This is a genomic window from Bacillus sp. JAS24-2 (assembly GCF_008274905.1).
Classification (GTDB): Bacteria; Bacillota; Bacilli; order Bacillales; family Bacillaceae_G; genus Bacillus_A; species Bacillus_A cereus.
In genome coordinates this window covers 2,850,066-2,869,584 of record NZ_CP031068.1, presented here as the reverse complement: position 1 = coordinate 2,869,584, position 19,519 = coordinate 2,850,066, and the positions used below count along the sequence as shown (strand labels likewise).

Here is a 19,519-nt window from a genome sequence, read left to right as displayed (position 1 = left end):
CGCTTGCAAAACTCCACCCGAACCTACTATTATGTAGCAATAAGCAAAGAAAAAATTGTTATACAAATGTTTCGCAAAAAATATTGAAAAACCCTCTAAATAAAAAGAAAATTCAGAAAAATATAATTCGACATTCATGATAAAGTCATATTATTTGTTATAATTAGAGTAACGTTTAAGCAAAAAGGGGAAATCAAAATGAAATTAGAAACAGAAAGGCTCTATATAGTGCCGTGTACAGAAGAGAGGATTCAAGTTGCTAACGAGCAAGGATATAATAGCGGTCCGCATATTGTAGGGCATGTAGAGAATGTGAAACAAGATGAGGCTTTATTACCATGGGGGGCGTGGTATGTTTTTCGGAAAGAAGATGATAGCGTTTTAGGTGATATTGGATTTAAAGGGAAACCAAACGAGGATCAAACAGTAGAAATTGGCTATGGATTTATTGAGAAATATTGGAATCAGGGCTATGCAACAGAAGCTGTAAAAGAACTAATCGATTGGGCTTTCAAAACAGGAGAGGTAGAAACAATAATTGCAGAGACACTCCTAGATAACTATAGTTCGATGCGTGTTTTAGAAAAGTTACATATGAAGAGAGTAAATGCTACAGAAACGATGATTAATTGGAAAATAGAAAAATAAAAAATACCGCTCTAAATTGAGCGGTATTTTTTTATAGTTATGGTAGCATTTGCTTCTGATCATTTGGATACTCAGCCGTTGATGCGTTAGGACGATTGGAATGATTTCGAACAGCAATGAAAATAGAAATAATAACGACAAGACCAACTGCAACGTAAGAAAGTGAAATAATAGTTGGATCCACTTTAAATGTAGTAAGCAGTGTACGAATATTTGTGAAGATAATAAGACCACCAACTAATACGCCAAGTAAATGGGGCGGAACGATGCGGACTAACCATGCAGCAATTGGAGCTGCGACAATACCGCCGAGCATTAAGGCAAATACCCAAACCCAGCTTACTTGTTCCCAGCCAAGTGAGATGAAGAAGCCAATTGTTGCAGCGAGTGAAACAGGAAATTCACTCGTATCTACAGATCCAATAACTTTTCTAGCTTCATTTCCTCTTGCTAGAAGAACGGGTGTCGTAATCGGCCCCCAACCACCGCCACCAGTTGAATCAACGAATCCAGCGAATAAACCAAGCGGCACAAGTTGTTTGGCAGACATACGCTTATTTGAAGTGACAATTTGTTTTTGAATGATGAATCGTAATAAAATATAAACCCCTAAAGTAAATAAAAATACGGAAATGTACGGTTTGATTACATCTCCAGGCAAATTACTTAAAAAACATGCCCCAATAAATGCGCCGATTGCCCCAGGTAATGTAAGCCTGGAAACTGTATATTTATCAACGTTTCCAAATTTGATATGAGATGCGCCAGAAGCTGCAGTTGTAACGACTTCAGCTAAATGAACCGATGCGGAAGCTACAGCCGGTGCAATACCAAACATTAATAATAGTGAAGTAGACGTTACCCCATACGCCATTCCGAGTGCTCCATCGATCAATTGAGCGAAAAATCCAATAATAGCAAAGACAATTAATTTCTGCATAAATAATCCCCCTGTAATAATAAATGAAAAAGACACTTTTCCCGTATGAGAAAAGTGCCTTTGGTTTTTCCAATCAGCAATAATTAAATTTGTTTCATTATAATACATATTAATCGTATAAATCAACTAGGTTTTAAAGTTTTTGAATTGAATGAAAGAAAAATAAAATATACAATAAAAGGATGGAGAGAAAGGGGAGAAAGACATGTTACGATTTGATCATCTCGTTCACACAGTTTATGGTACACCGGAGGAAGCGGCAAAACAAATGCAGGAACTTGGATTTCATACTGTATTAGGCGGAGAGCATACGAATTGGGGTACTTGGAATAGTTTAAGTTATTTTGATTTATCATATATAGAATTTTTAGCAGTTCAACATGAAGAAAAAGCGAAAGAAGCAGAAAATCCATTAGTACAAGAAACAGTGGTGAAACTACAAAATGGAGAAGGAATGCTACAAATCGCGATCCGAACAGATGCAATTGAGGAGCTAGCAGTTAACTTTAATAAGTACGGCTTACATACGATAGGGCCATTTGAAGGGAAACGTATGAGAAAAGATGGCCGACTTTTAGAATGGAAAATGTTATTCGTTAAGCAAGAAGAGAACGGACCGAAATTACCTTTCTTTATACAGTGGAATGAAACGGACGAAGAAAGAAGAAACGATTTACGTAACAGTGGGACGATTACTGAACATAAAAACAAAGTGCAACAAATTGAAACGATTCATTACGCAGTAAAAAATGTTCGAGAAACAGTACGGAAATGGAAAGAAGTAATGGAGCTATCTACAAGCTCAGTTGTGAAAAATGAAAAATGGAATGCCGAGTGTCAAAGTGTAGTATTTGGAGATATTCATGTGCAGTTTTGTGAACCGATTGGAGAAGGGCTAGTGCTAGAACATTTGAATAAGAATGGTGAATATCCATTTGCAGTAGAGTTTAAAGGTGGAAATAAACGAGAGCATGAAGTGCGAGGTAGTTTGTACATATATTAATAGAGGTGAACGTTGTGGAAGAAATGCTTAGAGAGATAGAGAGAATACTAGAATGGCCTCGTATTGCAACGTGTACAGCTATTTCAAAAGGTTTTTCACATGAAGAGAAGTATAAAATTGAATTAAAGAATCAAGAAACCTATTTTGTAAAAGTATGTGATGCTGTTCATTTTGAACGTAAACAAGAAGAATATACGTATATGAAACAATTAGAGTCATTACATATTCCAACACCCAAGTTAATTCATTTCATAATAATTGAGAAATTAAATAAATGTGTTCAAGTATTTGAATGGACCCGAGGTATAAATGGTGAAGAAGGTTTAACGAAGTTATCGGTGGAAGAACAGTATAAGGCAGGAAGAAAAGCGGGGGAAGTATTAAAGAGGATTCACTCAATTGAAAGAGAAAGTGCAAGTAATAAATGGGAAACATCTAGATGGAATAAATACGAAAGATACATAGAGGCACTAACAGATTACGAGGTGAATTTTCTGGATTTGAAGCCAGTATTAACCTTTGTAGAAAATCATAAAGATTTATTGGGAAATCGTCCAATAAGATTTTTACATGATGACTTCCATCCAGCAAATAGCATGATTCATAATAAGGAATTTATCGTTATCGATTTTGGTGGATATGATTTTGGTGATCCAATACACGATTTTTATAACGTAGCGATTTTTACTATAAGAATAAGCAAACCATTTGCGATTGGACAAGTTCACGGTTATTGCGGAGGAGAACCTGATCTACATTTTTGGAAACTGTACTCATTATATGCAGCAATGATATTCCCGGCTGATATCGTATGGACAAACCGAAGCACACCATATTTATTAGATGATATGAAGGAAAGATTAAATGGAATTTTAGAAGATCATAATCATTTTTCATCTTATATTCCAAAATGGTATCAATCAAGCGAATTTAATAAATAAAGGAGTAATTTATATGGATAAAATAGCAGTAATTTCAGATATTCACGGTAATATTCAAGCATTAGAATCCGTGTTGAATGATATTAAATTAAGAGGAATCGAGCGCATTATTTGCCTTGGAGATTTAGTAGGAAAAGGACCTCATTCCAGTGAAGCAATTGAAATCATTCGTAAAGAATGTGAAGTAGTCGTAATGGGAAACTGGGATGATTTTATTACAAAGCCGACTGAATTTGAAGCATTGAAATGGCATCAAAACCAATTATCGGAAGAACAAAATGACTATTTAAGAAACTTACCATTTTCAATCGAGTTTTATATGAGTGGGAAATTCATTCGTATGTTTCACGCTTCACCGAGAAGTTTATATGAAAGAATTCAACCACACGCTTCAAGAGAAGAACGTATTAGTATGTTCGAAAATAGTGATCTGACGGAAAATATAGAAGGGGAAAGAAAACCAGATGTCGTTTGTTACGGTGACGTTCACCAAGCGTTCGTTCAAAATTTCAGAGGGAAAACGTTATGTAATGCCGGTAGCGTAGGAAACCCGCTTGAAATAACGCAAGCTTCCTATTTAATATTTGAAGGGACTTACAATGAAAAAGAAGCAGCGAGCTTTTCTATTCAACTTGTACGAGTACCGTATGATATTGAATTAGCTATCAGACTAGCAGAAGAACTCGAAATGCCAGAAATTGAAGAATACAAACAAGAATTACGGACTGCTTTATATCGAGGGTTTAAGGGAAAGTAAGCTAATAATATATCAACGATTTTTCAAATATATCTATCATAACTTAAAATATATCAATGATTTTTTCGAGATATCAGCGATTCGAGAAAGGATATCAATTTACTGACAAATAGTGACATGAATTATTATCTATAATTATATTATGTCAACTAATTATAAAGGGAGATATCATGAACCGAAAACAAAGAATCAAAGAAATTGCAGATCATATTGTAAAGCTAAACTTAACCCATCCAATAAGAGTTGGAGTAAGCGGTATTACAGCCTCAGGAAAAACAACATTTGCAAACGAACTAGCGGAAGAAATAAAAAAACGAGGATTACCAGTAACACGCGCCAGCATTGATGATTTTCATAATCCAAGAGTGATTCGCTATACAAAAGGAAAAGAATCTGCAAGAGGGTATTATGAAGATGCACACGATTATACAGCTTTCAAAGAAAGATTATTAATGCCTTTAGGACCTAACGGGAATTTACAATATGAAACGATTTCTCATAACTTAATAACGGATATGCCTGTACATAATGAGCCGCTATTGGCCACGAAAAATATGATATTAATAGTAGATGGAACGTTTCTATTGAAAAAAGACGTTGCGCATTTATTTGATTACAAAATCTTTGTAGATACAAATTTTGAGATTGCGAGAAAACGTGGTGCTAAGCGGGAAACTGAAGCTTTTGGAAGTTATGAAGAAGCAGAGAAGATGTTTTTAAACAGGTATCATGCGGCATGTAAGATGTATATAAATGAGCATAATCCGAAAAGTTATGCGGATGTTGTATTTCGGAATAGTGATTTAGCAAATCCAGAAGTTATATTTCAAGAGCGAAAGTAATACATAATCAAAATTATATGTATAGCCTTTTATTTATAGTTATAATTCTCGTATAATTAAATTAACTTTAGAAAGTAAAAAACGGGGGATAAGGCAATAAAAAAACGTAAAAAGGGGACAGGGAATAGAATGAATGAAGTACTAGAACTAAAAGAAGAACTACTACAAATTAAAAATAATAATTATGCTGTACCAGAAGACGTAGATGCATATCCATATGCGCAGTGGATGCTAGATTATATCGGATCACCTGATGCTGAATTACGTGATGATTTAATTTATAGTACGCTTCACACATGGATTACAAATGATGTATTTAGACAAAAAGAGTTAAGAGGATTAATGTTACAAGCAATTAGTCCTGATTATTTATTTTATAAAATTGGTGAAAAGGGAACAGACTCTGTATTTAAACGTGCATTCTCCGTATTAATTCCACCACTTATTTTATCTGTTCATGAAAGAGAACCGTTGTTATCGGAAGAACAACTGTACAGTGTGGCAGAACAAGTACTGGAATATGTATATTTAGAAGAAGATGTAAGAGGTTACGTAGAAGGAAAAGGCTGGGCACATTCTACTGCACACGCTGCTGATGCACTAGATGCTTTAGTGCGTACTATACAAAATCGTGAGTTTTCATATGCAATTCTTGCAGCTGTTCGTCAAAAGGTTCGATTAAGTGATTACGTATATGTACACTTTGAAGATGAGAGATTAGTAAAGCCAATTATGTCTTTACGTAACCAAAATCTTTTAACTGAAGAAGAGTGGAGCAACTGGTTACATAGTATAGCAACTGTTGAAGACATCCGACATCCGCAGCATGCTATTTTAGTACAAAATATTAGAACTTTCCTAAGAAGTTTTTATTTCAGAGCTTTAGAGACAGAAGGTAGTACAGCCTTTACAGATGATATATTGGAGACTTTGAAGGGGTTGCGTAGGTATTAAAAATTCGTTTTTCTAACAGAAAATTACATAAAACCAACACCTCCCAACCATACTAATAAAATGTTTTGGAGGTGAGTTTAATGGACAAAAAAGACTTTGAAAAAGTATATAATGATTATTTACATCAAGGGGAAGAGCAAGCTCAATTTGAAATAGCTCAGGAAGTTACTTCAGGAGCAGAACAAATTGTTGCTGTTCGAAAAAATGATGAAGGTGATTTGATTGCTTTTAAAACAAGTAGCGGGAGAGAGTTAGATTATATGACTGCTCTTAGTGAAGCAAAATCAGGGAAGTTAGCTCATGTGGACGTATTTCATAAGTATGGCAGAGATATTATACGTAGTGAACCTGATGGAATAAAAGAAAATAACTTAGATAATTTACCTTCATTTTAAAGGGTAAACCTCAAGAAGAGAATGTTCATTACGATATTCTCTTCTTTGTTTTGCGAAGTTTTCCTTGCAAATAGACGATTCATTTTTAAAGTGCGATCATACTTTTAAAGAGCTCTCTAAATTTCTCTTTATCTTCTGCTGTAAATGGTTTCGGTCCCTTTGTACGTTTACCACTTTTTCGAACCATTGCACTTAAATATCGTGTTTGTAACAATTGTTCAATGTTATCATTCGTATACTTATAGCCTTTATGGTGTAGAACGATACAGCCTTTTGCTAAAGCGAGCGAAGCAAGACCGTAATCTTGTGTTACGATTAAATCTTCTTTTTTTGCTAACTGCATAATTCGGTAATCTGCAGCATCTGCCCCGGAATCAACATAAATTGTTTCCACACCTTTAGGTTGCTGAGCATTAGAGTAATGAGAAAAGCTAGTAACGAGGGTTACAGGGATTTCTGCATTCGTAGCTTCAAAAATAATTACATCTTTTACAGGACAAGCATCTGCATCAACGTAAATTTTCATTTTTATCACTCCTATAACTAGGTTCGTGTTGATGATAATGGTAGATTTAGGTTTTGTCAAACATGTAATATCTTCCACAATTTAATACATATGTATTTGTATAAAATGAACGAATATTTCGAACTAAATAACGAATATACTATAGATTTTAATAAGTGGTTATATGTAGTGATTTGAAAATTTCTTAATACGAAAGTATTAGGAAGTTTTATTTGAATTTCATTCTGCGGATTGATTTTTAATAGTGTTTATTTGGATAAAATAGCAATAGAATATATATAAATAAAATGTATTTTAAATTAGAGGATCATTTCATGTTACTGCTCTATGCAATGGTTTCAAAAGATAAGTAAGTCTGAAATTAATCAGGAGGGCCGAATGAGGAGTTTCGATTTATCACAAACAACTATTAATATATCAAAAAATGATCTTATTCATAAAACGAATGATGATAAGTATTGGGTGTATGAAGTGATTTTTCAATCGCATGAAGGCATACCACCTCATAGCCATCCATTTGGAGAAGATTGTGCGGTTGTGTTGTCAGGTCATTTGGATTATTATATTTCAAATAAAATAATGATTCGTGCATCAAAAGGAGAGATAGTGTTTGGGTGGAAGAACCATATACATGGCTATAAAAATAATGAAACAGAACCATTGCATCTATTAATTTTTGTTGCGCCGAATAAAATTGGGCTAGAATATTTATCTGATGATGATCCGAAAATTGTGCACGTACCGGAAGAAAAGCGAATAATGAAGCTTTCCGAATATCAAGTAGTACATTCTCCTTTTTCTTCTTTTGAAAGAATAAAAATAGATGGTGAATATTCAGAAGCATATAATGAGAATGGACTTATGGCGTTTATTGATATCGAAAATAAACAAATGTATATATTTGAGGGTGAGAATGTGGAGATAAAAACTTCAAATCCCATAATATTTATTAAGTATACAGCTAGATTGTGAGAATGGAGAGTTGCTTTTCTCTATTTATAATAAATATGTAGTTAAGAATATTAAAGAGGAATATTTTACAGAAAATAGGGGGTGAGTTTTATTATTTAACTTGTAGATAACGAAATAGAAATGACCATTTATTGAGGAGAGCGATATTTATATGCAGTTATATTTTTATAATGAAAACTTCAGAAATATAATAAATCAATATACATTGTCAGAAGAGCAGCTTTGTTATACAGGTTTACCTAAAAAGCTTGTAAAACTATCGAGTGAGGATTCAAATCGGCATTCAATTTTAGCTATGAAAGATAATGAGCTTGTAACGTTTTTTGTTTTACATAAAAATGACGGGGTTAAACCATATACAAATAATGAAAAATCTATTTTAATAAGAGCATTTTCAACAGATTTTCACCATCAAGGGAAAGGATATGCAAAACAAGTTTTAAAGATATTACCTGACTTTGTCCGAAATAACTTCTTAGGTATAAATAAAATTATTTTAGCAGTAAACGTTAAAAATGTAGCTGCACAATCTTTATATAAAAAATGTGGTTTTTGTGATAATGGGGTTAGAAGGATGGGGCGGAAAGGTGAATTAATCATAATGAGTTACAATTTATAAGAATCATTCTTAGAAGTCGGGAAGAAAGATAAAGAAAAACGAAAAATTTCGAAAAGAAAGCCCCTGTATCAATCATCAGGAGCTTTCTTATAATTTAATTTTGGAATTAAGCTTCTTTTCATTATTTTTTGCTTATTTATTATCTGGAGTTAATGAATAAAGAAGTTTTAAATGTATTAAAAAGTTATTTTATTTCCCACAAACCAAAATAGCCTCCCGCAAACGAGAAATACCTTCCTCAATTTGATCAATATCCACTTTTCCATAAGATAAACGAATATAACCATCTTTCGCGCCGAAAATACTACCTGGCATAAAAGTAATTTCTTGTTTTAAGCTTTGCATAATAAGTTGTTTTTCGTTTATCGGTTCTTTTAATTTTCCCCATATGTAAATACCACCAGTAGGGTTTGAAAAAGAGATTTTATCCTGAAGTTGCTCGTTTAGAGCACGAACAATAACGTCTCTTTTTTCTGCTAGTTGTTTTCGTAACGGTACGATATGCGACTGAAATGGTACAGTTTCGAAAAACTGCTGCATAAGCCACTGCGGGAAAATACTCATTCCTAATTCCATTTGATGCCTTGCGTCGGATAACCTTTCTACTACAGATTGCGGAGCGACGAGCCAGCCGACTCGTAATCCTGGCGCAATCATTTTTGATAAAGAATGTACATAAATAACTGTTCCATTTTCATCAATCGATTTTAAAGTAGGGCAAGGTTGTTTCTTTTCTAGCGTAAGTAAACTGGACGGATCATCTTCAACGATCGCAATTCGTAAGTCTGCACAAAGTGATAATAGTTTTTTTCTACGGTTTGGATGAAGCATCGTTCCCGTAGGATTTTGGAAATTTGGATTTAAAAAGATCATTTTAATACGGTGTTTTCTATATAATTCTTGCACATCATCCGGATTAATACCATGTTCATCGACAGGTAACGGGAAAATACGAATACCTGCTGATTGGAATAGAGGCAGGGAATAACAGTGTGAAGGACTTTCGAAAGCAACAGCATCACCTGGATTTAATAAACATTGTACGATAAGGTGAAGTGCTTGCTGGGCGCCGGATGTAATCATAATGGATTGTTCAGTCGCCTCAACTTTTAAATATTCTTTCATATATTTTACGACCGCTTGTCTTAGCGGGAGATAGCCTTGCGGATGATCATAACTTAATGAATGCGTTAACGGTTGTTCACGTAAAATCGCTTGTAGTTGATCATGAGGATAGAGATTACAACCGAGTTCTCCGTTTGCGAAATCTATAATGTTTTCATTTTGCTGTACTTCTGCCCGAATATGGCGAAGTAACGGTAAGTTTGGTAAAAACGTACCACCTTCTACGAAATTTCTCCAGTTGGGTGTTAATGTTGGAGAAACTCCCCACATATGTGTACTTACACGTGTACCTTTACCAGTCGTACTTTCTACAATTCCCATAGCACGTAGTTCATTATAAGCAGTCGTTACTGTACTTCGGTTTACATTTAACTGTGTAGCTAATTTCCGTTCGGAAGGGAGGAAGCTACCTGGAGGAAGTTCTCCATATGTAATACGTTTTTCAATAAAGTCAACAACTTGCTGATAAATAGGGATTTTACTGTCATTATCTAGTTTCCATTCCATAAAAAACGCCTCCGTATCTCTTATATAAATCCAGTATAGCAAATTGGCTGGGTAAAAAAACAGCCAATTGGACGGTGTTATATCCAGCCAATTTTACTATGCTAAATACGGAAGGGGAGATTCGGATGAAACGATGGCAAATGGAATGGCTCCTAGTATCTGTTGCATTAGTATGGGGAGCAAATTATACAATAGGAAAGTATGGCGTGGCATATATGTCATCCATTCAATTTAATAGTTTACGATTTTTAGTAGCATCACCGGTATTATTACTTATTACTTTTATGATGGAACGCTCATTACGTATTGAAAGAAAAGATTGGTTACGATTAGTAGCAGTCGGCATCGTTGGAACGACAATGTATCAAACGATGTTTATGCTATCTGTGAAATATACTTCAGCAACGAACGCTTCATTATTAATTGCGATGTCCCCTATTTTTACAGGGATATTAGCAGTATTGCACAAACAAGAACGTTTTTCGATGAAAGTACAAATTGGTTCAATCGTAGCCTTTATTGGTGCAGCATTCGTTTTATTAACAGGACATACAGGAGGAGCTTCTTACGAGTATGCGTGGCTCGGAAATATAATTGGATTAGTAGCAGCAATTGCGTGGGGATGGTATCCAATTTTAGCGCAACCACTCATTACAAAATACTCCGCAATGAGAGTTACATCATGGTCTACTTTAATTGGAATTGTACCTCTCGTTATATACTGTTTACTCAATGTAAACACACTAACGTGGCCAGTAGATATGCCAAGCTGGGGATCACTAGCATATTCAATCGTCTTTGCGACCATATTCGGACTTGCAATGTGGTATGTCGGTATTAGTAAAATAGGCTCAACGAAAGTAATGGTTTATATGTATCTTGTGCCATTGTTTGCAGTGATCTTTGCGGCAGTAACCATTGGAGAGCAAATTAATTTGATGCAACTAGTTGGCGGGCTTATTATCTTCATCGGTTTATATGTTGTAAAAAAAGGTGGAATCAAAAAGCCAGCTCTCAATTTGAAAAAAGTAAGTTAACAATAAAAAGGATCTCTTTCATATAGAAGGAGATCCTTTTTGTTTTTGTAATAAAAGCGCTTGTTCAATGGCCCATTTTTAATGATCGTGTATGAGAAGCTCTATAGCATGCAATGGAGACATCCACCTTAGAACATGATCCTCCTCACAGTTTTCAGTTTGTTTCTGCACCATATTCGCAATATAAAAAAATCCATCGTTTAAATAAAATATATCTTCCTTTTCTGCATAAAAATATCGAGCCGCATTACCGATATACTGATCAATTTTAATTGCCCATCCTAATTCCTCTAGTAGTTCACGGTGCAAACATTCTTCTTTTGTTTCATTACCTTCCATACCGCCGCCGGGTAAAAAGTAGCGGTCTCCTTTTTGGATAACAGCAATCTTGGAAGAAGTTGAGTTGAAAATAATTGCATAACAACTAGGTCGTAATACATATTGCTCAGTAGGCTTTTTATAGCCAAAAGTAAGTTTAGATATCATAAAACACGTCACCTCTCTATAAAATACATAAAAGGAATAATAAGGTAAAAATAAAATTGTATAAGTATAATCTTACGAGATTGGAGTGATAACAAAATGATAAATCGAAAGTGTACGCGCTGTAAAGAAATTACAGGTACATTGCACGGTGGTAAAAAATTAAGGAAGAATTTCTATGTGAGGACTGTTTGCAAAAAGGAATTGCAAGCGGAGAAATCGAATTATCACAAGTAGAAGAAAAACAAACTACGTATCTTTCTATAAAAATATTAAAAATAATGAGTGCTATTTATTTAATAGGCTCTATTTTAATGGCTTTTTCTACTGGTCCATTTATACATAATCTTGGGTTTGATGAAATATCCATTTCAGGATCAGAATTAGGTTTAATAAGTATTGTTATGCTAGGTTCTATATTTCAGTCCGTTCTCGTATTTTGCGGGATATGGGTATTTATCCTTTTAGTAGAAACAGTCATTAAAATTTATGAAAAAATGAAGTGAGTGAGAGGGAGAAACATATGCGAGTAAGAAACATCCAAGGGGAAGATTATGTAAAGATTCATTCTGTTTTAAATGATTGGTGGGGCGGGAGAGACATGGCTGCCATGTTGCCAAAATTGTTTTTCGTTCACTTTCAAGAAACGAGTTTTATCATTGAAGAAGAAGGAGAAACGTTAGGTTTCTTATGTGGATTTTTTTCACAAACATATAAAGATGAAGCATACGTTCATTTTATCGGTGTAAATCCGAAGTATAGAAGAAGAGGAATCGCATCGACATTGTATTCTTATTTCTTTGATGTCGCTCGTGCAAATAATCGTAAAGTTGTAAAAGCAATTACGTCACCAACTAATAAAAAGTCGATACAGTTTCATCAAGAAATCGGTTTTCGAATTGAGGCTGGGGATGATGAGGTAGAGGGTGTATCGGTACATACAAATTATGATGGGAATGGCGGGAGTAGAGTTTTATTTTTGAAAAATGTGTAGATAAAAGGGGAATGATTGCATGGATATGCAGCAACGGAGAATGTTAGTAGCAGGAATCGTTTTAGCAGTAGTGTTAGGGGTAGGCTATTTTTCGACAAACGTATTACAAACTTTCTCAATCGTATGTTTAGCAGTAGCGATTGTATTTGGGGTTATAGGGAGCATACAAAAGAAACGTCAAAACAAGAATTAAAAATTTGAAAATTTTATGATCCCTTAAAATTTCTCGTTTTAGGGTATTTGTTTTTCTTAGCTTAATGGCGATTGGATTGTATCACAAATTCTATTAAATTAAGTTTATATCAAAACACCATTCTTGCCCTGTTGTTGCAGACATAATGATATCTTTTTTTATTTTGTTAATTTGATAGAAGTGAGTGGGATGTCAAAAGCAATTTCTGTAAAATAATTTCATCAAAAGAAGGGGATTTATATGCATTTTGAAAGAGATAGATATTTTTTGGAGATGGCATTGGAAGAAGCAGAAAAGGCATTAAAAGAAAACACATATCCAGTAGGAGCAGTTATTGTTGATGGAAATAATAATGTCATTGCAAGAGGAAGAAATAGAGTGCATCCACAAAAAGACATAACAGCTCACGCAGAGATAGACGCTATTCGCAATGCAGGGGAAGCAATGTTTGATGCAAAAATAAAAAATGAGAAGTTTACTATTTATAGCACGTTGGAACCGTGTCCAATGTGTACAGGTGGTATTTTATTCGCAAAAATACAGAGAGTAGTCTGGTTACTAAATGATGACTTAGGTTTTGGTGGATATAAAAAGATAAAAAATGCTTTAGTTTTCGAAGGGAAATTTAATAAAATCGACATAGTGGAAGAACCATTTGAAGACTTAAAAACAAGACAAAAAGAACTTATGAGACAATGGGAGCTAAATCCCAATAATATTATTAATTTGCGTAGGGCTATAAAAAAATAGTTGTTTCTTTCAATTAAATCGGGATACTGCCACATTACCATCAATTTAAAAAATATAGTGAAATTATATCGATTTAACAATAGAATATGGAAGAATCTATTACGAATAGAAAGCCGTCCTAAAAGTATTCTAGGATGGTTCTTTTTGTTGTGAGGAGATAAAGAGTATGGAGAATAAACAGAGTAGAAATGAGTATGTAAGACGCATACATAAGGTTCAAGATTATATAGAATCAAACATAGACAGTTCATTATCCATTGAAGAGCTAGCTGATATAGCAGGATTTTCGAAGTATCATTTTCATCGGATTTTTAAAGGAATAGTTGATGAGCCATTATCTCGGTATGTGAATCGCTTGAAACTAGAAAGGGCAACACATCTACTTACATATCGCGCAGACATGACGATTACAGATATTGCGTATCACTTCGGATTCACAGATTCAGCAGTTTTTTCCCGAACATTTAAAAGTCATTACGGTGTAAGTCCGTCTCAATATCGAAACGATAATAGCAAGAATTGCAAAGACGTAAGGGGAATTCCTCAATACAATGAATGTAAGAAGGTTCGAGGAAATGTTGAAATTGTAACAGCGGACGATATAAACGTCGCATACATAAGACATACAGGTACATATGAAGAGTTAGCTATAGCTTTTCCAGAAATGATAGAAAAATTATTTCGTTACGCGGCGAAGAAAAACTATCATGTATTTGAGGATACGAAAGTATTAACCATTTACCACGATCATCATGAATTTACTGAGGACTATCATTTAAGAACAAGTCTATGTGTAACAATTTCAGATGAATCCACAGTAGAAACGAACGACGTTGGAATAATGGTAATACCTTCTGGAAAATATGCAGTAGGACATTTTGAAATATTCCAAGATGAATATAAAGGAGCATGGGATTTCTTATACGGTGAATGGCTGCCAAATAGCGGATATAAACCGAGAGACTCGTATCCTTTTGAAGTATATAGAAATAATCCAAAGCAGCATCCAAAGCATAAACATATAGTTGATATATATGTACCTATCGAACCTTTTTAATCATAGGTTAAAGGGGAAAGAATAATGAAAACTGCTGAAAAGTTAGATCAGATTATAAAAGAAGAATATGAAAATATGAATGGTATGTTAGTAGTGCGGAAAGGTAATGTTATTTTTGAAAAATATTATAACGATTACGGACAAAATGATACATTTCATGTAGCGTCAGTTACAAAAACGATAATCTCTGCGCTAATTGGAATATGTATAGATAAGGGCTATATAAAAAGTGTTGATCAAAAAGTAATAGAGTTTTTCCCTGAATATAAAGTAAAGTCATCTGAAGTAACAGTGCGACACCTACTTACAATGACAGCTCCATACCCTTTTGTAGACTGGCAGGAACCGTTAGAAGAATTATGTACACAACCAGACTGGGTACAGTATACACTTCATAGAATGGGGAACGGTGGAGAGATTGGAGCTTTTAAATATTCATCTGCAGGAGCGCATGTACTATCAGCAATGATTACGAATGCAACAGGGAAAAGTGCACGTGAATTTGCGAATGAGTACTTATTTCAACCACTCGGCAGGAGCGAAATTCCAAACTACAATATGAAAGCATTTGGATTCGATGACTTATTCGGAAAAGATGTGAAAGGATGGGTTCACGATCCAAACGGTATTTCGACGGGCGGCTGGGGACTAACGTTAACGGTTAGGGATATAGCTAAGTTTGGACAGCTGTATTTGAATGAAGGTATTCATAATGGAAAACAAATACTATCAAAATCATGGATAAAAGAATCAACAGAAATGAACCAAAATCAATATGGTTACTTATGGTGGTTACGAGAAGAAAATGGAATCTTTTCATACTGTGCTATGGGTGATGGTGGGAATATGATTTGTTGTATTCCAGAGAAGGAATTGGTGGTGGTGATGGCTTCTGAAGTTGTGCCAGAAACAAAGGATAGATGGAGATTAATCAAAGAGTATATACTTTTAAAAGAGTAATGGTGAACTTGTAGAAAAATTTAAACGCTCCCCGTAACTTTCCTCAATAAAAAATCGTTAAACATTAGGAAGGGTTATTAATCACGAATGGGGGAGAACCATGAAAATTCTAATTCTAGGCGGTACACGATTTTTAGGTAGAGCATTTGTAGATGAGGCTTTACAGAGAGGGCATGAAATTACGTTATTTAACCGAGGAACAAACAAAGAAATTTTTTCTAATGTGGAGCAGTTAACCGGTGACAGAAATAACGATGTATCAAGTTTAAAAAATCGAACGTGGGATGTTGTCATAGACACATGTGGATTTTCTCCACATCATATTAGGAATGTTGGAGAAGTGCTTAAAGATAATATTGAACACTATATATTCATCTCAAGCCTTTCCGTATATAAAGATTGGATTCCGCATGACATAAAAGAAGACTATATATTACAACCTGAACCGACGGAAGAGCAAATAAAGACTGTAGAGAATGGTGAAATATCTCCTTATGAGCATTATGGTGCGCTGAAAGTATTATGCGAAAAAGAAGCAGAGAAGTATTGGCCGGGGCGTGTTTTACACGTAAGAGCAGGACTTCTTTCAGGAATGTTCGATTATACAGATCGACTTCCATACTGGATTCAGCGTGTAGCAAAAGGAGGTAACGTGTTAGTTCCAGGAAGAAAAAATCGTCCAGTGCAGATAGTTGATATAAAAGATGTCGCGAGATTTGGACTCAACATGGCAGAAAATAATAAAGCAGGTACATTCAATATAACAGGTCCGAATGATGAATTGACGATGGAAGAGCTATTAAATACGTGTAAAAAAGTTACGAATAGCGATGCTGAATTTGTTTGGGTAGACGAATCGTTTATGAGTGAACACAATGTGCAGCCTTGGACAGAAATGCCTTTGTGGATTCCAGAAACTTTCCCATTAGATGGTGAGACGAAGCCGTGGAGAGGCGGGTTTTCTATTTGTATCGAAAGTGCGGTTAATGAAGGGCTTACTTTTAGAAGAATAGACGAGACAGTTACAGATGTGTATGAGTGGATGGAGAGTACGGAAGAATGGGAATTAAAAGCAGGTATTTCAGGCGAGAGGGAGAAGGAATTGTTAGAAAGATGGTATCAATAAATTTAGCGGAGTTCTTTGAATATGCTTGATTGCACATAAGGAGGAAAAGGTGATGTGGAAAGACACCATTCACAGTATCTCATCAAATTTAAGCTTGAAAAACCCAGCTACGAAGGATGAACTTACTGATATACAAAAATGTTTACATGTGGAGTTACCGAATGATTTATATCAATTATTACAGGAAACAAACGGTATAGAAGGTGAATACGGTGACTTTATATGGTCTGCTTCAAAAATTAAAACTGAAAATATGAGTATGAGAAATATAGTTGATTTTAAAGATTTATACATGCCTTTTGACTGTTTATTATTTTTTGCTGATGGGGGAAATGGTGATTTGTTTGGCTATTCCATTTTGAATGGAAAAGTACAAAGAGATGATATATATGTATGGAACCATGAAAATGATAGTAGAACGTGGGTTGCTCCTTCTTTAAAGACTTTTATGGAGTGGTGGGAGAGTGGAAAGATGATAATTTAAATATAGTATCAAAAAAAGTGCCTTGTTACTAAAGAAACAAGGCACTTTTTCACGAATAATGAATCTACCACTCAAACGGTTCTTCTCCATACAGTTCCCATAGCTTAGGAAACATCTTTTTTAAACCTTCTTCATCGTCTTCATTCCAGTCAAATTCAAAATCTACATCGTCGAATTCTTCATTAGATAAGACATGGTAAAGTGTAAAGTAAGTATCATCTTCGTCACCAGTTTTTTCTGCATATACAGTGAAACCGAAATATAAAGAAAGTTCTTCTATTTCTGGGACGTCATACTCACTCAAATTTTCTAATACAGGAATTAATCGTTCTGGATCTTCAATACAAGCTTCGTATGTCTCTTTTCCTTGATATAATAACCATCCGCGGAAGTAATCGAAAGTATCATCTGAACAGCCACCCATAATAATATAGGCTGCTGCCCATAAACGGGAGGTATAGGAGTCTTTCAAAAGGCGATGCATATGCGTATCAAAAGCTACAATTTCATGTACTGTACGTTTAGCAAGGTGAGAAGTAAGCCATTCTATTTGTTCTTCTTGGTCCTCACCTTTCGTTTTTGCACGATGAAGTAGCTCCCAAAATTCTTCTTCGGTTATTGTTTTTTCTTTTATGTAATCTTCCCCAGGCAACGGGTCTGTATATCCTTTTTTACGTTTGGAAGCAACTAGTTTATTAGCTTCTTTCATACATTCTTCTTCTGTTTCAAACTCTTTCGCTTTCACACTGCCAGCTGTGCCAATTTTTCCGTAAAACACAACATAGTCTTTTTCTTTCACAACGATTTTCCAAAACTTATTTGATTTCTCAGTTTGCTGGATTAATAACGTTTCCATCCGTACCCCCATAATGTTTTCTAGTGTGCAATATGATTGTAACATATGTATATACACTTGTAATGATGAAAAATAATAGTTTAGAAAATTCAAAAACCATTGAATGGAGTGGATAAATTTAGTAACCTTATTTGTACAGTAATTACATAATTGTTTTGTAATAATTCGATATTTATATAAGGGGGCGTTACGGATGGATCTTACGTTTAAAGTTGAGGAAACATGTTTTAATTACCGCGTTGGAGCAATTTGTAAACATGATAATAAAATACTCATTCTGCAAGGTGACGGTGAAGATTTTTGGTATGTACCCGGCGGTAGAGTAAAAATGCTAGAGAATAGTGAAGATGCATTAAAACGAGAGCTTGCGGAAGAGATAGGTGTTCCTATTAAAAGGAAAAGGTTAATATGGTCAGTAGAAAATTTCTTTACACTTTCTGAGCGAAAGTTTCATGAAATTAGTTTTTATTATGAAGTAGAGCTACATGAGTTACCTGTGAGTGGAGCGGATCAATATATTTTGGAAGAAGAGGATAGAACGTATTTGTTTAGATGGGTGCCAGTAGAAGAACTGCATACATATAACTTACAGCCTGCATTTATAAAAGAGAAAGTAAAGGATGTATCAGTTCACACAGAACATATCGTATTACAAAAGTAAATGTATTCGGAGGGGAAAATGGTGAAGGGCACTAAAAAAGAGGTACATATAAATGACAAAGTAATTTATTACACACATATCGAACAAGGTTCTAGTACCGTTTGCTTTATGTTTTCAGGTTCAGGATACAATTATGATAAGCCGTTATTTTATTACGCAACGATGTTAATGCTTGAACATAAAATAGATGTTGTACATATTCATTATTCTTATGATGGACAATTAATGAATAAACCAATGGAAGAAGTAACGAAAGTAATGATGGATGATATTAATCCTGTAATAAATGAAGTATTAAAAGATGAGCAATACAACGAGACTATGTTTTTAGGGAAGTCACTCGGAACAATTCCGATTGCAAATGATTTAATGAAGAGAGAAGAATTCGCGCAGTCAAAAATGATACTACTTACACCTTTACTGACGTTTGATACAATTTTTGATTCTATCTTACATAGTCGACACGAAGGGTTTTTAGTTATTGGGGATAAAGATCACCAATACAATGCAGATCAAATTGATCAGTTATATAAAACGAATTTACAGATTGAAGTTGTCAAAAATGCAAATCATTCTGTAAATATTGGGGGATATGAAACGGAAAATTCAATTGAGGCTATAGCGAAAATAATAGGAAAACTTAAAGAAGTTGTTAGGACAAACTAACCTATTAATACATGCAAAAGAGG

Annotated in this window: 24 protein-coding genes and 1 pseudogene; 20 read left to right on the top strand and 5 right to left on the bottom strand. The window is 34.5% G+C overall.

Annotation, left to right across the window (positions count from 1 at the left end):
* Nucleotides 1–198 precede the first annotated feature (198 nt).
* Nucleotides 199–648: a GNAT family N-acetyltransferase gene (locus DN407_RS14925; protein ID WP_000764599.1), complete on the top strand. Its 450-nt coding sequence runs from the start codon at nt 199–201 to the stop codon at nt 646–648.
* 37 nt (nt 649–685) lie between these two features.
* On the opposite strand, the gene DN407_RS14920 is transcribed toward DN407_RS14925, so the two are convergent.
* Entirely contained in the window at nt 686–1,588 is a 903-nt protein-coding gene (locus tag DN407_RS14920; protein ID WP_001170728.1) for a sulfite exporter TauE/SafE family protein, read from the bottom strand.
* A gap of 205 nt (nt 1,589–1,793) precedes the next feature.
* Between DN407_RS14920 and DN407_RS14915 the strand changes: the two genes are divergently transcribed.
* From DN407_RS14915 to DN407_RS14890, 6 genes are all read left to right on the top strand, one after another.
* Nucleotides 1,794–2,591: a VOC family protein gene (locus tag DN407_RS14915; RefSeq protein ID WP_149216431.1), complete on the top strand. Its 798-nt coding sequence runs from the start codon at nt 1,794–1,796 to the stop codon at nt 2,589–2,591.
* 14 nt (nt 2,592–2,605) lie between these two features.
* Nucleotides 2,606–3,532: an aminoglycoside phosphotransferase family protein gene (locus DN407_RS14910; RefSeq protein WP_061139132.1), complete on the top strand. Its 927-nt coding sequence runs from the start codon at nt 2,606–2,608 to the stop codon at nt 3,530–3,532.
* Nucleotides 3,533–3,545: 13 nt separating this feature from the next.
* A complete protein-coding gene (locus DN407_RS14905; protein ID WP_149216430.1) occupies nt 3,546–4,289 on the top strand; it encodes a metallophosphoesterase family protein in 744 nt (247 codons plus the stop codon).
* A 170-nt stretch (nt 4,290–4,459) separates the two neighbouring features.
* Nucleotides 4,460–5,131, top strand: coding sequence for a nucleoside/nucleotide kinase family protein (locus DN407_RS14900; protein WP_149216429.1), 672 nt, complete (start codon nt 4,460–4,462; stop codon nt 5,129–5,131).
* Between the two features lie 129 nt (nt 5,132–5,260).
* Nucleotides 5,261–6,085, top strand: coding sequence for a DUF2785 domain-containing protein (locus tag DN407_RS14895; RefSeq protein WP_084064168.1), 825 nt, complete (start codon nt 5,261–5,263; stop codon nt 6,083–6,085).
* A gap of 80 nt (nt 6,086–6,165) precedes the next feature.
* Complete coding sequence (locus DN407_RS14890; RefSeq protein ID WP_000358163.1) at nt 6,166–6,480, top strand: DUF3892 domain-containing protein; 315 nt, start codon at nt 6,166–6,168, stop codon at nt 6,478–6,480.
* Nucleotides 6,481–6,565: 85 nt separating this feature from the next.
* Here DN407_RS14890 and DN407_RS14885 read toward each other — a convergent pair whose 3' ends face one another.
* Complete coding sequence (locus DN407_RS14885) at nt 6,566–7,006, bottom strand: YaiI/YqxD family protein (RefSeq protein WP_000708769.1); 441 nt, start codon at nt 7,004–7,006, stop codon at nt 6,566–6,568.
* A 378-nt stretch (nt 7,007–7,384) separates the two neighbouring features.
* Here DN407_RS14885 and DN407_RS14880 point away from each other — a divergent pair, with 378 nt between their 5' ends.
* Together DN407_RS14880 and DN407_RS14875 are read left to right on the top strand one after the other, a co-directional pair.
* A complete protein-coding gene (locus DN407_RS14880) occupies nt 7,385–7,978 on the top strand; it encodes a cupin domain-containing protein (RefSeq protein ID WP_001255979.1) in 594 nt (197 codons plus the stop codon).
* 151 nt (nt 7,979–8,129) lie between these two features.
* Complete coding sequence (locus tag DN407_RS14875) at nt 8,130–8,597, top strand: GNAT family N-acetyltransferase (RefSeq protein ID WP_149216428.1); 468 nt, start codon at nt 8,130–8,132, stop codon at nt 8,595–8,597.
* Between the two features lie 189 nt (nt 8,598–8,786).
* Here the strand turns inward: DN407_RS14875 and pdxR are convergent, their stop codons facing one another.
* Nucleotides 8,787–10,229, bottom strand: coding sequence for a MocR-like pyridoxine biosynthesis transcription factor PdxR (gene pdxR, locus DN407_RS14870; RefSeq protein ID WP_149216427.1), 1,443 nt, complete (start codon nt 10,227–10,229; stop codon nt 8,787–8,789).
* A gap of 125 nt (nt 10,230–10,354) precedes the next feature.
* On the opposite strand from pdxR, the gene DN407_RS14865 reads away from it, so the two are divergent.
* The gene (locus DN407_RS14865) at nt 10,355–11,266 is read left to right on the top strand and encodes a DMT family transporter (protein WP_149216426.1); all 912 of its coding nucleotides are present in this window, start codon (nt 10,355–10,357) and stop codon (nt 11,264–11,266) included.
* A gap of 78 nt (nt 11,267–11,344) precedes the next feature.
* Here the strand turns inward: DN407_RS14865 and DN407_RS14860 are convergent, their stop codons facing one another.
* Nucleotides 11,345–11,752: an NUDIX hydrolase gene (locus DN407_RS14860; RefSeq protein WP_149216425.1), complete on the bottom strand. Its 408-nt coding sequence runs from the start codon at nt 11,750–11,752 to the stop codon at nt 11,345–11,347.
* Between the two features lie 96 nt (nt 11,753–11,848).
* On the opposite strand from DN407_RS14860, the pseudogene DN407_RS14855 reads away from it, so the two are divergent.
* The 8 genes and pseudogenes from DN407_RS14855 to DN407_RS14825 all read left to right on the top strand — a co-directional run bounded on the left by DN407_RS14855 (nt 11,849) and on the right by DN407_RS14825 (nt 17,313).
* A pseudogene (locus tag DN407_RS14855) lies at nt 11,849–12,255 on the top strand (DUF3980 domain-containing protein).
* Between the two features lie 17 nt (nt 12,256–12,272).
* The gene (locus tag DN407_RS14850) at nt 12,273–12,743 is read left to right on the top strand and encodes a GNAT family N-acetyltransferase (protein ID WP_001266057.1); all 471 of its coding nucleotides are present in this window, start codon (nt 12,273–12,275) and stop codon (nt 12,741–12,743) included.
* 19 nt (nt 12,744–12,762) lie between these two features.
* The gene (locus tag DN407_RS31660) at nt 12,763–12,936 is read left to right on the top strand and encodes a hypothetical protein (RefSeq protein ID WP_000367555.1); all 174 of its coding nucleotides are present in this window, start codon (nt 12,763–12,765) and stop codon (nt 12,934–12,936) included.
* A 240-nt stretch (nt 12,937–13,176) separates the two neighbouring features.
* Nucleotides 13,177–13,686 carry a nucleoside deaminase gene (locus DN407_RS14845; RefSeq protein ID WP_000545359.1) on the top strand — a complete coding sequence of 170 codons (510 nt, stop codon included), beginning with the start codon at nt 13,177–13,179 and terminating at the stop codon, nt 13,684–13,686.
* Nucleotides 13,687–13,852: 166 nt separating this feature from the next.
* Nucleotides 13,853–14,743, top strand: coding sequence for an AraC family transcriptional regulator (locus DN407_RS14840; protein ID WP_000428667.1), 891 nt, complete (start codon nt 13,853–13,855; stop codon nt 14,741–14,743).
* Between the two features lie 24 nt (nt 14,744–14,767).
* Nucleotides 14,768–15,703: a serine hydrolase domain-containing protein gene (locus DN407_RS14835; protein WP_149216423.1), complete on the top strand. Its 936-nt coding sequence runs from the start codon at nt 14,768–14,770 to the stop codon at nt 15,701–15,703.
* A gap of 100 nt (nt 15,704–15,803) precedes the next feature.
* Nucleotides 15,804–16,829, top strand: a complete 1,026-nt coding sequence (locus DN407_RS14830; protein WP_000697695.1) for an SDR family oxidoreductase — start codon at nt 15,804–15,806, stop codon at nt 16,827–16,829.
* A gap of 52 nt (nt 16,830–16,881) precedes the next feature.
* Entirely contained in the window at nt 16,882–17,313 is a 432-nt protein-coding gene (locus DN407_RS14825; RefSeq protein WP_000265342.1) for an SMI1/KNR4 family protein, read from the top strand.
* A gap of 64 nt (nt 17,314–17,377) precedes the next feature.
* On the opposite strand, the gene DN407_RS14820 is transcribed toward DN407_RS14825, so the two are convergent.
* Entirely contained in the window at nt 17,378–18,169 is a 792-nt protein-coding gene (locus DN407_RS14820; RefSeq protein ID WP_000449117.1) for a DUF4240 domain-containing protein, read from the bottom strand.
* 193 nt (nt 18,170–18,362) lie between these two features.
* Between DN407_RS14820 and DN407_RS14815 the strand changes: the two genes are divergently transcribed.
* Nucleotides 18,363–18,830 (top strand): NUDIX hydrolase, encoded by a 468-nt coding sequence (locus DN407_RS14815; protein ID WP_149216422.1) that lies wholly within the window; start codon nt 18,363–18,365, stop codon nt 18,828–18,830.
* Nucleotides 18,831–19,496: an alpha/beta hydrolase gene (locus DN407_RS14810; RefSeq protein WP_149216421.1), complete on the top strand. Its 666-nt coding sequence runs from the start codon at nt 18,831–18,833 to the stop codon at nt 19,494–19,496.
* Nucleotides 19,497–19,519 lie beyond the last annotated feature (23 nt).